14 protein-coding genes and 2 pseudogenes are annotated in these 13427 nt (G+C 59.3%); 6 read left to right on the plus strand and 10 right to left on the minus strand.

Translation table 11 applies throughout. The annotated features are described in order from the left end of the window. The first annotated feature begins 46 nt into the window (after window positions 1-46). The 3 genes from tnpC (AC1Q5O_RS25840) (at window position 47) to AC1Q5O_RS25850 (ending at window position 2778) form a co-directional block, all read left to right on the plus strand. Window positions 47-1699: an IS66 family transposase gene (gene tnpC / locus AC1Q5O_RS25840; RefSeq protein ID WP_235916843.1), complete on the plus strand. Its 1653-nt coding sequence runs from the start codon at window positions 47-49 to the stop codon at window positions 1697-1699. A 97-nt stretch (window positions 1700-1796) separates the two neighbouring features. Next, the gene (locus tag AC1Q5O_RS25845; RefSeq protein WP_082496420.1) at window positions 1797-2351 is read left to right on the plus strand and encodes a GNAT family N-acetyltransferase; all 555 of its coding nucleotides are present in this window, start codon (window positions 1797-1799) and stop codon (window positions 2349-2351) included. A 256-nt stretch (window positions 2352-2607) separates the two neighbouring features. Beyond that, complete coding sequence (locus tag AC1Q5O_RS25850) at window positions 2608-2778, plus strand: hypothetical protein (RefSeq protein ID WP_011982966.1); 171 nt, start codon at window positions 2608-2610, stop codon at window positions 2776-2778. Between the two features lie 634 nt (window positions 2779-3412). On the opposite strand, the pseudogene AC1Q5O_RS25855 reads toward AC1Q5O_RS25850, so the two are convergent. Beyond that, window positions 3413-3673 (minus strand): annotated as a pseudogene (locus AC1Q5O_RS25855) (WGR domain-containing protein); the annotation flags it as partial. A 9-nt stretch (window positions 3674-3682) separates the two neighbouring features. Continuing rightward, window positions 3683-4138, minus strand: a complete 456-nt coding sequence (locus AC1Q5O_RS25860; protein WP_284727932.1) for a thermonuclease family protein — start codon at window positions 4136-4138, stop codon at window positions 3683-3685. A gap of 555 nt (window positions 4139-4693) precedes the next feature. On the opposite strand from AC1Q5O_RS25860, the gene AC1Q5O_RS25865 reads away from it, so the two are divergent. Further along, window positions 4694-5128 carry a DUF3846 domain-containing protein gene (locus tag AC1Q5O_RS25865; RefSeq protein WP_055971850.1) on the plus strand — a complete coding sequence of 145 codons (435 nt, stop codon included), beginning with the start codon at window positions 4694-4696 and terminating at the stop codon, window positions 5126-5128. Window positions 5129-5522: 394 nt separating this feature from the next. Continuing rightward, window positions 5523-5846: a hypothetical protein gene (locus AC1Q5O_RS25870; RefSeq protein WP_055971852.1), complete on the plus strand. Its 324-nt coding sequence runs from the start codon at window positions 5523-5525 to the stop codon at window positions 5844-5846. 1352 nt (window positions 5847-7198) lie between these two features. Here the strand turns inward: AC1Q5O_RS25870 and AC1Q5O_RS25875 are convergent. Continuing rightward, on the minus strand, window positions 7199-7612 hold the full coding sequence (locus AC1Q5O_RS25875; RefSeq protein ID WP_055971855.1) for a winged helix-turn-helix transcriptional regulator: 414 nt from the start codon (window positions 7610-7612) through the stop codon (window positions 7199-7201). 90 nt (window positions 7613-7702) lie between these two features. Between AC1Q5O_RS25875 and AC1Q5O_RS25880 the strand changes: the two genes are divergently transcribed. Next, window positions 7703-8542, plus strand: a complete 840-nt coding sequence (locus AC1Q5O_RS25880; protein WP_055971858.1) for an NmrA/HSCARG family protein — start codon at window positions 7703-7705, stop codon at window positions 8540-8542. Here AC1Q5O_RS25880 and AC1Q5O_RS25885 read toward each other — a convergent pair. From AC1Q5O_RS25885 to AC1Q5O_RS25915, 7 genes and pseudogenes are all read right to left on the minus strand, one after another. Then, window positions 8530-8763, minus strand: a pseudogene (locus tag AC1Q5O_RS25885) (transposase domain-containing protein); the annotation flags it as partial. The gene AC1Q5O_RS25880 and the pseudogene AC1Q5O_RS25885 overlap by 13 nt on opposite strands. Window positions 8764-8792: 29 nt before the next feature. Continuing rightward, window positions 8793-9092, minus strand: a complete 300-nt coding sequence (locus tag AC1Q5O_RS25890; RefSeq protein ID WP_055971996.1) for a hypothetical protein — start codon at window positions 9090-9092, stop codon at window positions 8793-8795. Further along, on the minus strand, window positions 9092-10729 hold the full coding sequence (gene tnpC, locus AC1Q5O_RS25895; protein ID WP_055971861.1) for an IS66 family transposase: 1638 nt from the start codon (window positions 10727-10729) through the stop codon (window positions 9092-9094). The genes AC1Q5O_RS25890 and tnpC (AC1Q5O_RS25895) overlap by 1 nt, the downstream gene beginning before the upstream one ends. A 59-nt stretch (window positions 10730-10788) precedes the next feature. Next, entirely contained in the window at window positions 10789-11139 is a 351-nt protein-coding gene (gene tnpB, locus AC1Q5O_RS25900; protein ID WP_055971864.1) for an IS66 family insertion sequence element accessory protein TnpB, read from the minus strand. Continuing rightward, window positions 11136-11504 carry an IS66-like element accessory protein TnpA gene (gene tnpA, locus AC1Q5O_RS25905; RefSeq protein WP_492566948.1) on the minus strand — a complete coding sequence of 123 codons (369 nt, stop codon included), beginning with the start codon at window positions 11502-11504 and terminating at the stop codon, window positions 11136-11138. The genes tnpB and tnpA overlap by 4 nt, the downstream gene beginning before the upstream one ends. Before the next feature lie 372 nt (window positions 11505-11876). Continuing rightward, entirely contained in the window at window positions 11877-12791 is a 915-nt protein-coding gene (locus AC1Q5O_RS25910) for a nucleotidyl transferase AbiEii/AbiGii toxin family protein (RefSeq protein ID WP_244487767.1), read from the minus strand. After that, on the minus strand, window positions 12781-13191 hold the full coding sequence (locus tag AC1Q5O_RS25915) for a DUF6088 family protein (protein ID WP_052820911.1): 411 nt from the start codon (window positions 13189-13191) through the stop codon (window positions 12781-12783). Before AC1Q5O_RS25915 ends, AC1Q5O_RS25910 begins: the two co-directional genes overlap by 11 nt. Window positions 13192-13427 lie beyond the last annotated feature (236 nt).

Consider the following 13427-nt stretch of genomic DNA (forward strand, 5'->3'; position numbering starts at 1 on the left):
CATTCGTTTATCGACGTCTGGAGCCGCGTTCGATTCAAGCATTGGGATGAATCGAACCGGCAAGCCCACCGTCGAAGATCTGATGGCGCAGATAGTTGCGTTGCAGGCGGAAAATCAGCAACTGAACGAGCGTGTCTTCAAGCTTGAGGAAGAGCTGGCGTTGGCGCGACTGCATCGTTTTGCGCCGCGAAGCGAAAAGGGTGTCGATCGCCTCTTTGATGAAGCCGAACAGGCGGTTCTGGAAGCGGATGAAAGCGACGATCTTGCAGACACCGGGGCGGACCCCGTTGAACTTCCGGATACGGGATTGCCGGAAACAGGACAACCGCTCGGTAAGAAACCTGGACGCCGACCGCTTCCTGCCAATCTGCCGCGCGAGCGTGTCGAATATGATCTTGCCGAAGATCAGAAGAACTGTCCATGTTGTAGTCAGCGGATGCACCGCATGGGGGAACTGGTCACCGAGCAGCTTCACATCGAGGTGAAAGCCAAGGTCCTGCAGAATGCGCGGTTCAAGTACGCGTGCCGCAACTGCGATCGAACCGCGATCAAAACCCCGATTTTGATCGCGCCGATGCCCGCACAGCCCTTGCCGGGCAGCATCGCCACGGCCTCGACGCTAGCCTTTGCGCTCGTTCACAAATATGTCGACGGGACGCCGCTTTATCGTCTGGCAAAAGCCTTCGAGCGTGCTGGCGTTCCTGTCAGCCGTGGCGCTCTTGGTCATTGGGTGATCGGTTCGAGCGAAAAACATCTTTCCCGCATCTATGATGCGCTGAAACTGCAGCTCAGATCACAGTCCCTCATTCATGGTGACGAGACGACGGTTCAGGTGCTCAAGGAGAAGGACAAGGCTGCCACCAGCACGTCCTACATGTGGGCTTACCGCAGCGGCGAAGACAGTTCCGAACCGATCGTGCTGCTCGATTATCAGCCCGGTCGCGGGCAGCAATATCCGCAGGCCTTTCTCGGTGACTTTCGCGGCATACTGATGAGCGATGGTTACACGGCATGGCGCACCCTGAGAGGTGCAACGCATATTGGTTGCATGGCGCATTCGCGGCGGCGCTTTGTCGAAGCGCTGCGCGCCAGAAAGAAAGGCGGCGGACCGCCAGAGCAGGCGCTGAAGTTCTTCGAGCAGCTTTACCGGATTGAAAAACAGGCTCGCAATGAAAAACCGGATGATGGTGAAACGCAGGCTGATTGCATTCGCCGCTTTCGCCAGCAACACAGCGTTCCGGTCCTCAATGCCCTTAAGGAATGGCTCGACAAAATCGCCCCAAAGGTTTTGCCGGAAAGCAAGCTTGAGGATGCGGTCTCATACACGCTCAATCAGTGGCAATATCTGATCCGCTACACCGAAGACGGCAGCATGCCGATCGACAACAATCTTCTGGAGCGCGACATCAGGATTTTTGCCACAGGAAGAAAATCGTGGATCTTCAGCGATACAGTAGACGGAGCCAAAGCCAGCGCTATCGTCTACAGCCTCATGCTGACTTGTCGGGCATGTGGCGTTGAACCATTTGCATGGCTTAAGCACGTCCTCACCGAACTGCCGCAGCGATCCCAAGACGCTAATATCGACGATCTGCTGCCATTCAACTTCGTAGAGCGCACCGATACACAAGAAGCATCTCTGATACGCGAATATCCCACATCTAATCGTATTCAATCGACCCTTGAGCCCGAAAGCTAAGCAATAGTGTCTTGGCAGACGCCAAACTTACAGCGTACCGTCAATCAGCAATATTGCTGTCCTCAAGGTTGTCTCACGTTAGACGGGTAACATTCTTATGCTGAAATATCGTCGGGCATTAGTCTCAGATATCGAAATGATTATCGATCTTCATGTGGTAATGAGCAAAAGCACTTACCCCGGTGTCTTGCCACAAAATTATCTGGATAATGAACTTCCGCTTGAAAAAAGACAGCTGTGGGAGAAGAGGTTCGTTGGGCCGAATACCGACCAACTTATTTTTGTAGCCATGCAGGGCCAGGAAATCGCTGGGTTTTGCTGCTTCGTCTTCAATGAAGAGAAGGAGCACGGTACGTATCTGCATAATCTATACGTCTCGCAGGAATATCAGAAGCGTGGGGTGGCGAAGTCGCTTCTTAAGCAAGCGATCGCAGCATTTGATAGCGAGCGGCAAAAATTGCCAGTTCATTTGCTTGTATTTGCTAAAAACACAAATGCCGTTGCAATATACGAAAAGCTCAATGGCACAGTCATCGAGAAGCGTGATGTATCGCGATGGGGTAACCCTACTGTCGAGCTGCTGCGATACCAATGGCCTTCTGCTGACGCGCTAATTCAAAAACTTGACGATCGTCAGAGCCAAAACACCTGATCTTCACCAAAACGGGTGCGGCGAAACTAGCGCTTACGGAGAGGTGGGGTCTGCTCAGATCGTCCCATTGTGCCGTTCGGAGATGACGGCCTCAAGGACGCATGGTTCCCCCAATTTTCAGCCCCGTCCCGAAGGGCCGGGTCAGAAAATCGGCTCCCCCATGCGCCGGCTCCGCCGGTCGCGTGCCGCGATCCTTGACCCCGCCATCCCCTCACGCCGCGGGTCCTCGTTTTTCACAAACGTCAAGGAGACGACGATGACCTATGCCCTCGAAATCCAGGTTGAAGAGTTGCGCGCAGAGATGCGGGCCGTAGTGGATGCCGCAGAGCGCCGTCAGATCAAGGCCGAGCTCGAACTCGCCCAGGCCGAACTGGCCGCCGCGCTTGCCGAACAGGACGGCAGCCATTCCTCGGAGCCTCCGTTCTGACGGAGGCTTCTGCCGCAGTTGCCGGCCCAGCCCGCCGGATCGACCGGCGGCCAGGGCTCGACGCTCCGCATCGCCACCGACCACACCAACACCGCAGCCTGCATCCCACCGGTAGAGATCGGGGACGTAGCCGCGTCCTTCCTTTCGATCCCCTGTCATCGGCATCGGGGATGTTGCAGCCCGGTCGTCGCACTGCAACCTGCCGGCAACGAAATTTTCCCCGCCTTGGGCTCCTCGCGCCGCAAAATTCCGTCGCCGGCAGGTCCTCCGCATGCGCTGCGGCCCTTTCGGGTGCAGCACGCCTCTCCGGGCCGCGGCCTATCCCCGCAATGACACGTTATCGAAAGGAGTAAACATCATGCGCCAACTCGCCCAATTCCTCACCGCCACGGGTCGCCGGCTGCGCGCACTCGGCAAAGTCGCCGGCCATTTCTTCCGTAAAGGCAAACTCGGCCTCAAGCTCGCAATCAAGATCCCGTTCTTCGTCGAGATCGAGATCGCCTTCGAGACGGACTGGGACCGGCGCCGATAAGGCGCCTGCCGGGGCCCGCTCGCGCGGGCCTCGTTCCACCTGCTGTTCAGCCGGGCGATAGCCGCGTGTCCGCTTCTGGCGAACGAGATCGAGAAACAGAAGTACCGCCTCCTCTTCACGCTGGAAGATATGCACCTTCGACTGGCCGCGCGCGCCGATGCGTCCCCAGCGGCGCGTCAGCCGGGTCTCTCCAAACAGGGTTTCCGAGATATCCATGGCATAGTAACGCGCCATGTTCATCGAGGCGTCCCTGCGTTCTATATAAAGCTGATAGGGCTGCGCCATCATGACGACAGAATCGTCGATTGCCGATTCCGCGTCCAACCATAGATTTGAATCGGTCAGGCCCGACCGATTCATCATGGTGATGGATCAATCGCACCAGTGATGGCGCGCGCCGTCCCAACGCCGCGCTAGACCTTCCGAAATGAGGATCTCGCCGATGGACTGCCCGTCGCGGACAACCCTGCGCAACTTCCGGCCATACCTGTCTTCGTCCCGATCACCCGCCACAAGCGAGAACTCCCCGTCATTGAGGAGGTCGAGCAAACGTATCTTCGCCGCCTCGCCCTTGATCTTTTCCGCCTCGCACCGCGGCGGGCTGAGCTCCGGCGTGTCGATATCCGCAATCCTGATCTTCTGATCACCAAGCCAGAACGTGTCGCCGTCGACCACGCAGTCGCGGTGCAGCCCATCCGGACAGATGCCGAAGCGAACCGAAATCGAACCGCTTGCCCGTGCGGTCATCGGCGGTCCGAGACCAGCGGTGATGTCCTGCGTCGCAACCAGATATCCACCAAGCACCACCAAAGCGATGATGGTCGCCAATACAATGCTGCTGGGTCGGATACGGCTGGGTTTCCACCTCGGCCGTTTTGCCGGTCTGGCCCTTTCGGCTGTTGTCGGTCTTGACGGGTTTGTCCGTTTGCGCCGCTCTTCGTCGAGCTTGACGATTTTGTTCAATGCCTGCCGGTCCTCGCAATCTGTTCTCGTTTCCCGCCTTATCCGAATATCAACGGAATGAAAGGTCATTCAGGGCGAGCCGCTTCGCGGACGGCTCTATTCGCTGCGCGAACGGAGCCCGCAGGCGGTCTCCGCCGATCCCGGTGACGATCCTCTCGCTCGGCTGCGCCGATGGAAATCGCCCCTGGCGATTCATCCCGGTCTGGTCGGGAAAAGAGGGCGCCGCCCTCTCTCCCCAGCAAGGTGCAGGCGCCGGTCTCCCCGTCCTTCCGCGCCGGCTTGTGCAGGACAGGTGATCCCCCTCCGGCGCCTGCGCCTTGCCCCCCTCTCACCCGCCGCTCCGCGCGCACTCGGGAAGCAGGAGCGGGGCCTGCTTCCTGACCAAAGGCCCTTCGCTTCGCGAACCGAAGGAGCTTCAAAATGACCCTCAATGCCTATCTTGTCGAAGTCGAAACCCGCAGCATCCGCATGGTGACGATCGATCCGGCAAACAGCCTCGCCGACATTCGCCGTCATATCGGATGCAACCTCATCGACATGGTGAGGATCGACCGGAACCATTGCATCATCGTCGACGACAACGGTTTGATGGACGAGATCCCATGCTTCACCGAGGTTGCCGATTATGCAAGTCCGCTGGCCGGAAACCTCCTGATCGTCGGCACCGACCAGTTTGGCGAAACCGTATCACCGCAACGGCCGATCGAGGATTTTGCCGGCATCCTGACGATCCGGTTCCCGGTTCTATCACCGACTTTCGAGACGATCAGCGGGCCGCATGTATTCGGCAGCCGCGTCAGCGGTTTTACCGCCACGTTGAAGGCCGCCAATCCGGCCGTGATCGCCACGGCGTGACGACGGCAGAAGGGGGCGGCAATCCCGTCCCCGCTCAACCCATCCGACGCGCTGAGGCCCCGTCGGATGGGTCGGGCCGTCATCGCACCTTCGCCGGGTGGTCCGGATCGACCGGCCCGCCCGGCGGCAAGAGGGCTGGCCCTCTCACACTCTCCCTCCACACGGACACGGCGCCCCTGGCGCCGTGGTCTCTTCTTCTCTGACTTCCCATTTTGCACCCGCCACTCCGGCGTCAAGGACTGCGCGGTTCCCCCAATTTTCAGCCGCCGCCTGCGGGCGTCGTCAGAAAATCGGCTCCCCCGCTTGCCGCCTCCGGCGGTCGCGTGCCGCGCTCCCTGACCCCTCGCGGCTATCGTGCGGTCTCCTTCCGTCAGAAAACGAAAGGAGACTTCTTATGACACAGCGCAAGATCAAATACATCGATGGTGGAAGCCCGGAATACTGGCGGCAGCGTACCGAGGGGTTCCGTCTCATCCGCGAGGCAGAACGGGCACTGGTCCGTGTCAAAAACGCGCCGCAATACATTGCCGGCAGCTGGGACGACGACTATGGCGACTATGAGCCGGTCGAAAATCTCGGCCCCTATGACGATATGGATGAGGCAATCCGAGCCATCGAGGCCAATGAGACGGCCGTCGATATCCTCGTTGCCCAACGCCGGACCCATTTCGGCGACTGGCCTGTCGCCGCCGTGATCCGCGAACTGGGGACCGACTGACATGCAGACGAGAGGCGGCACGGTCGCCTCTCGTCTTTTCCGCGTAGTCCTGACCGCTTGCCGGCATCGAGCCTGCGCGCGGTCTTGAGGGGAGAGACTTGCCGCCTCTCCCCTCAAACACCCCTCTCCCTATTGTGCGTGGCAAGCCCCGCCCGGCCTTTCGGGCCGGTAAACGGACGCTGCCGCGACTTCCCCAAACAATACGGAGAGGATGATCGTCCTGCGCTGCGCCCTCATGCTTCGGGCATCCGCTCCAGACGATCATCCTCTCCTGCGGTGCGCTCGCCGCCCCGTCGTTCGCATGTCATCGATGCCCGTTCCCTTCGGTCACGGGCATCCCGACTGCTCCCGAGGGCGGTTCGCTTCAACATCTTCCACCACCATGTCCGGACCACGTGCTATTCCTCCTCCGCGGATCACAGGTGGTACACCTGTGATCGCTGTCGCATCGTCTGACGACTCGCAACAGCATTGGCGGGTCGGGCACGTGGTCCGGACATGGTGGTGGAAGATGGCAGGATAGGCTAATGGTATACCATTAGCCGTTTCGCCCGAGGGGCGATGGTCGCCAGAGCGACCGGGCATCTCCGTGATCTGCAAACTTTTGCCAGTATTGGACAAGAACGACGGGTGTGAGCGATCGATGTCCGGCCGGAAGTGAGGAGGGCGGTTGCGCCTGTTTTGAGGGGTTCCCGGAGCCTTCATCCGGCTGGAGATATCCCGTAATTCCGGTGATCGGCGATTGTGCAGTTAAGTGAACAAGCGAATAAGTGGGCAGGTGGGTCAGCGAATCCGCGGCTGAGCGATGGTGTGAATGAGTGCTTTGCCGAGTGAGTGCATCGGCAAATAAGCGAATGAGTGGCGCGGTGCTTGGCCGAATAGGTAAATCGGCAGATCGGCAAAGAAACGTATCGGCGAAATGACGCAACGCCTATTCGCCGAATAGGTGAAGGAGTGAACCGGTGTATGCGCGACCAGGCGAATCCGTGATTGGGCAAGTCGGTGAATGAGCGAATCGGTGTTTACGCCAACCGGAGAATCGGTCGATCAGCAAAGAAGAGAAGCGGTGAAGCAGTGAAGCGGTGAAGCACCGGTTGGGCGAAGAGGTGAAACCGTCAAAAGGTTGTTCTGTCATTGAGCAAACCGGCGAACGGTCCAATCGGCAAATAGGTCAATGAGCGAACCGTCATTTTGATACGACAGGCCCAAACATCTCCGCCGGAACGATCGACAGCAACAGATCACAAAATGTGGCTTGCGATTTTGAACGCATCCGTTGAGCGCGGAAAGCGGGCGTGGCGAAACGGTTGCCTGAAGCGGCCTCTCCACCCAGCTCTTCTCGGGGATCTGGTCTAAGACTCTGCCCGGTCGTAAGCGCTCCGGCGCGCTTTGATGGTGTCCAGATTGTCGTGGACCCAGAAGTTAAATTCCTCAAGGGCACGCAAAGCTCCGTGGCCGATCTCTGTCAACTCATATTCGACACGCGGCGGCACTTCGGGAAAGTAGTGACGCACAACAAATTCTTCGCGCTCGAGATTACGCAGCGTGAGCGTCAGCATGCGCTGGGTGATCTCACCGACCTCTTTTTTCAATGTCGAAAAGCGGAGCCGATGATCTTCCGCGAGAGAAAGACGCCAAAGAACCGGCACAGTCCATTTGTCACTCAGCAGGCTGCAGACTCCGTTTGACGGGATGGGTCTGAAGTGTCTGTCGTTTTCTGATCCGCGCGATGGGCCGGCATCGATCTGCTCTTCCAAGGGTATCATCCTTGTGCCTGATGCTGAAAAATGTGCCGTCTTCCGGCAAAATTACATCCGTATATATAGACGGTCCTTGTTTTAACGCGAGGGCTTCAAGTGACCAATAGCAAGCAACCCATTCTGGTTTTCGGCGCTACCGGAAGACAGGGAGGATCTGTCGCCAATGCTTTGCTGAAGGCGGGATGGCCTGTTCGCGCACTCGTTCTGGATTCCACTAAAGCTGCATCGCTGCAATTGCGGAATGCAGGCGTCGAGCTTGTGCAGGGTTCATTTGAAGAGACCAAAGTAATCCGCACAGCGATGAAAGACGCTTACGGTGTCTTTAGCGTGTTGCCAGCCAGCCTGGCTGCCGAAGACGAAGTCCGTCATGGTATATCGATTGCGGATATCGCTGCCGAAACCGGCATCAACCATTTTGTTTATTCTTCGGGCGCCAGCGTGGGGAATGAACTGACAGGGGTTCCGCGTTTCGACGCCAAGCCTCGTATCGAAGCCCATATTCGACAGCTCGACATGACTACGACCATCATCCGGCCGATGATTTTCATGGAAATGCTGGTGAGGCCCGGCTTCGGTCTGGATGAGGGCCGGCTGGTGTCCCTGATCCGACCTGACCATTCCATCCAGCTTACCTCCGTGGAAGACATCGGCAGATTTGTCGCTGCCGTGCTTGCCGACAAGTCACGCTTCGGCGGCGCAACACTTAAGATCGCCAGCGATCGACTGACCGGGCGCGAGCTTGAGGTTCTACTCAGTGAAGCATCCGGTCGCCCGATACGCTACGAACGGTTTCCCGACGACGTACTGGCTGCAAACGCTGATCTCGCGCATATGGCGGAGAGTCTGGAAGGCGGGCCGCTCGCCGAGCAGGTCGATCTGGAACTCATGCGCGAAATAAGTAAGCCTCCGGTGAAGGCCGCAGGTCAAGCCGCTTGAGCGTTGACGGTTGGCGGTGTCCAATTCCACGGAAGCAGTTGTTCCAGCTTGGTCACCGGCGTGTCAGCGATGCGGGCAAGAGCGTCGGCCAGCCACGCTTGCGGATCGATGTCGTTGAGCTTTGCCGTCATGATCAAGGTGGCCATGAAGGCAGCACGATCCGCGCCGCGGTCCGATCCGGCGAAGAGCCACGATTTTCTGCCGAGCGCAAAGCCTCTGAGTGGTAGCCATCCGGCGTAGGCCGCACCGCTTATGATTTTGGCTGGTCTGCCATGATGCGCTCGATCTTTTCCTGGTCGCATTGCTCGTCGACAAGGAACTGGCGAACGCCGCCCTCCCAGGTGCGGATGTCGGCGAGGAATTCCTTCAGGCTCTCGACGCCCCGGTCGGTGAATGTCGTGATGCCCTCTTCGCTGCCGTCATGGGCATGGATCATCTCGCCATAGTCGATATTGTCGGAGTTGCTGGCGATTTCCTGGATGAGTTCGAGGTTTTCGGCGATCAGCGCAGCGACGTAGCCGATCGTGTAGACATGCGTCGGGCGGCCCATCAGGCGGCCATCTGTCGGCCGCTGCCAGCGGCAGACCAGTTCCAAGGCAGCAGATCCGGCAGTCGTGATACGGGAATGTTGGGCATGCGGGCGAGGATATCCGCCAACCAGGCCTGCGGATCGATATCGTTCATCTTAGCCGTGACGATCAGGGAATACATGAAGGCAGCACGCTCGCCGCCGCGCTGGGAGCCCGCGAATAGCCATGCCTTTCTTCCGAGAGCGATCCCGCGCAGGGCACGCTCTGCCGCATTGTTCGACATGCAGAGCCTGCCATCGTCGAGGAACCGGGTGAAGGTTTCCCAGCGCCCGTCCTTTTCGAACATGTAGTTGATCGCCTTGGCAACGGGATTGTGCTTCGACATCTGGGAGCGCTGGGCCATGAGCCAGTCGTGTAGGTCCTCGACAAGCGGATGAGTATGCTGTTGTCGGGCAGCTAATCGGTCCTCTGCGGACGTCCCGTTGATGCCCCGCTCGATGTCGAAGAGCGCATCGATACGGGCTACAGCCTCGAGCGCGACCGGCGATATCTCATGGGCAGGTTTGCCCTTGCGCACGTTGCCGGCGATGTCGGCCAACTCGAAGAACTTGCGTCGCGCATGGCTCCAGCAGAGCGCGCTCTTGATTGGTTCGGGGCTGCGGCCGGCACGATAGAGGTCGTTGTAGCCGCCATAGGCATCTGCCTGCAGTATGCCGTGCCATCCGGCAAGATGCGTGTTGGGATGGGTCTTCTCCCGATCTGGTGAGAAGTAGAAGAGTGCCGCAGGAGGCGCGCCCCCCGCGAAGGGACGATCATCGCGAACGTAGGTCCATAACCTCGCTTGCTTCGTTGCGCCTCTGGCCAGCAGCGGCACGGTAGTGTCGTCGCCATGAAGCCGCCCGGCGGCCAGCACATGGGCGCGGATCAGATCATGAATCGGCTGCAGCGCCGTTGCGCAGGCTCCAACCTGGTCGGCCAGCGTGGAGAGGCTGAGATCGACGCCCTCCCTGGCGTAGCGCTCAGCCTGGCGGTTCAATGGCTGGTGCTGGCCGAACTTCTCGAACAGGATCGTCGCGAGCAAGTTCGGTCCCGCCCATCCGCGTGGTGTCGCATGGAAAGGAGCCGGTGGCTGGCTGATCTTCTCGCAGTCCCGGCAGGTAAACTTCTCGCGCACCGTCTGGATCACCTTCCACTGGCGCGGGATCACCTCCAGCGTCTCGGTGACGTCTTCACCCATCTTCACGATCCGGGCCGAGCCACAGCAGATGCAGGTCGAAGGAGCTTCAATGATCAGCCGTTCGCGCGGCAGGTGCTCGGGAAACGGCTTGCGCACCGGGCGGCGGCGTTCAAAGGCTGGAATTTGTACAACCTCCGCCTCCACGCGTTCCGCGGCGATCTCGTCCTCGGTGGCGTCGGCCTCAAGTTCTTCGAGCTGCAATTCCATCTGGTCGATCAGCCGGGCGCGTCGTTCCGAACTCTGACCATATTGCTCGCGACGCACCTTGGCGATCTCGAGCTTGAGGTGCCGGATCATCGCCTCGGACGTCGTCACGACGGCTCGCACCTGCGCGAGATCAGCCTCGGCGGAGGCGGCACGTGCCTCCGACGCCGCAAGCGCGGCCCGTAACCTGGCTATCTCCGAAGCAGCGTCGTCCATGGCCGAAAGCTACCATGCCGCTTGTTAAAAGCCCAACAAAAACAGAGGAATGTTCGCGATCAGCCTGCCGTTGCAGGTCGCTGCGTCCAGCGTGGATTACGCCAGTCGATCCCTTCCAGAAGATAGCCGAGTTGAGCCGCCGACACCGGCACGGCGGAGCCATTCTGGCTAACCGGCCAGATGAACTTGCCTGCCTCCAGGCGCTTCAGGTAGAGCGAAATGCCGACGCCGTCATGCCACAGGACCTTGATCAGGTCACCTTTGCGACCTCGAAAGCAGAAGACCTCGCCGCCATGCGGATCGCGGCCAAGCCCCTGTTGCACCTTCAACGCCAGGCTATTCATGCCACAACGCATGTCCGTCACACCGCCCCCAATCCACACCTTCACCCCGGGCGGAAAGGCGATCATGACGCGTCCAGAACCGGCAACAGCCGAGCAAGGATAGTTGGATCAAGCGAAGCCGGGATCGTCAGGCGGCGACCGTTCGGCAGGCCGATCTCGATCATCCTGTCGTCTTCAGGCCGCCGCGGGTCCATCTCGAAAGATGCCGCCGGCGGTGGCGAAATCGAAAGCGGCACGAAGCCCGTTGACGCGGAAACGTGCAGAAGCCCGCTTCGGTATTCCCGACGCCAACGGGTCAACAGTGACCGCGACAATCCATAACGCCGCGCCGTTACCGAGCCCTGCCGGAAGCCTTGCAGGCTCTCCTCGACGATCCGAACCTTCTCTTCGTCCGACCAATCCCGCCGGCGACCAACATCGTCGACAGACAAAAGCTCAATGGGGGAAATCAATGTAGCGCATGACATAAGCCATGGACTTAGAGCTAATCACCAACTCAAGACAGACGGCCTTCGCCGCAGGCATACCGAAATAAACCCCGACCTGCTCACTTTCAGGTCCTGGCTTGCGGGCAGTGGGGGCAGGTCGCTCGATGCAGCTTTGTCGGCATCAGCCTCCTGAGACTAGGCAAGCTTCAAGAATTGCAAGCGAGCATCAACGGGACAGGCTTGTCAGGCAGCCTGCTACCCTATTGCCGCCATTTTAGGTCGGGTGACCCGGTAGCAACACCGGCCTTACAACGCGCCTATCGATGAGCTCTGCGTTTCCGGTCAATGTTCCAGTCTGCATCGGCGAAACCGACCTTAGGCTTCTCGGACTTTCTGCGCAAAGCGTTCTACAACGGTGAAGGCCTCCGCGAAACTTGGCCGCGCGCCGTATACCATGTCGCCCATGAGCTTTTCGTAGTGCGCGGCGAATTCGGCATGTGTCGCCATGATCTCAAACGTCTTGAGCGTCTCAGCGCGAGGATCTGACTTGTAGTCCGGGTATTTGTCCGCCCGGTCACCTTTTGCCTCGGCCACCATCGTATCCAGTGCAATTGCAGCTGCTGTATCTAGGTCGTACTTACCGTCCATGCGTGAAATGTCATAGACATGACGGACCAGCGTATGGTCTAGCGGCTCGTGCCCGGCAAAAGCAAAGCCTGCCCGGCGCCCGAGCGCGACGAACTTGTCGGCAGCCGTTTCCACCAGACGAACGCATTTAACATCGTTGGCCTCGGCCGGCCGGCCGGTGGCTTCCCCGACGAATGAGGTGACCGAACACAACTCCGGGGCGGTGCAGATCGGAAAAGCCGCAATTTCGATCTTGATCTCCGGGCGTAGGACACCCTCGCCCTTGGCGATCGGATCGTAGGGCAGGTCGTATCGTACATAAGAGCCGTTCTGGAGGACCAGCACGTGCCCTTCAACCGTGAAGCCGGCGTCTTCCAGACGTTTGCTGACCGCGCGTCTCATACGCTTGAGGGACCCGCGCTCACCGGCATTTTCCCCTACGATGCGCAAGTCTATGTCTTCTGACATGCGTTCGAGCAGACGATATGCCCGGCCAAGCGCCGTCCCGCCACCGAAAGCCAACGTCAATCCGTCGACCTCTACGTCGTGGATCGCCGCGAGGGCACGCACGACGAACCAATCCTTTTCGACGAGGGCCGTCGAGGGCAGGGCGAAGTGGTCCTGCACCTCGAGCAGCGTCTGCAGGTCCGGCTTATCGCTCAACGCGAAGCTCCGTACGGCCGTCGGATAGCCGGCGGCTGAAGCGTTTCCCGACCTTGACGGTAAGATTAACCGGGACCTGGGTGGACTGCCCCAGATTATAGGCCTGGGTGCTGTCACCTTGCTCCCAAGGGACCCCAAGTTTGTTCAGGGCCTGGAGGGCAGCACCGTGAAACCCGTTTGAACTGGAGACCATAACGCGCCCCGACAGCCGTGACCGTACGGCCCGCGCATAGACACCATAGCCCAAGCGTATGAGCGCGCCATCCTTCACCAACGCCCTCAGGGCCCGAAGAACCTGATCGCCACCGCTCAGGTCAGCAAAGTCGCGCGGAATGAAGACGTCGGTCTTTTTCGTCCGGCTAACTCTCGTCCTGATCCGTTGCTTCAATGTCTGATCCATGATCGGTTTCCCGTTACAAAAACCCGACACTGAATATATGCAAAAACCCGACACATGGCAACCTTGTCCCATTACGTGATACACTGACCAGGCCCCACCAATGCAGCGATGCGGGGCTGTTCCAGCTAGCATCGGTTGCGATACAACACCGTTCAAAGAACAAAAGTTTCAAGCGGTCACGCTGGCGATTGCTGAACGCACGGATGATGGGCAAGCCGGTCCATCCCCATCACCTC

This window comes from Phyllobacterium sp. MT110, from assembly GCF_058792715.1.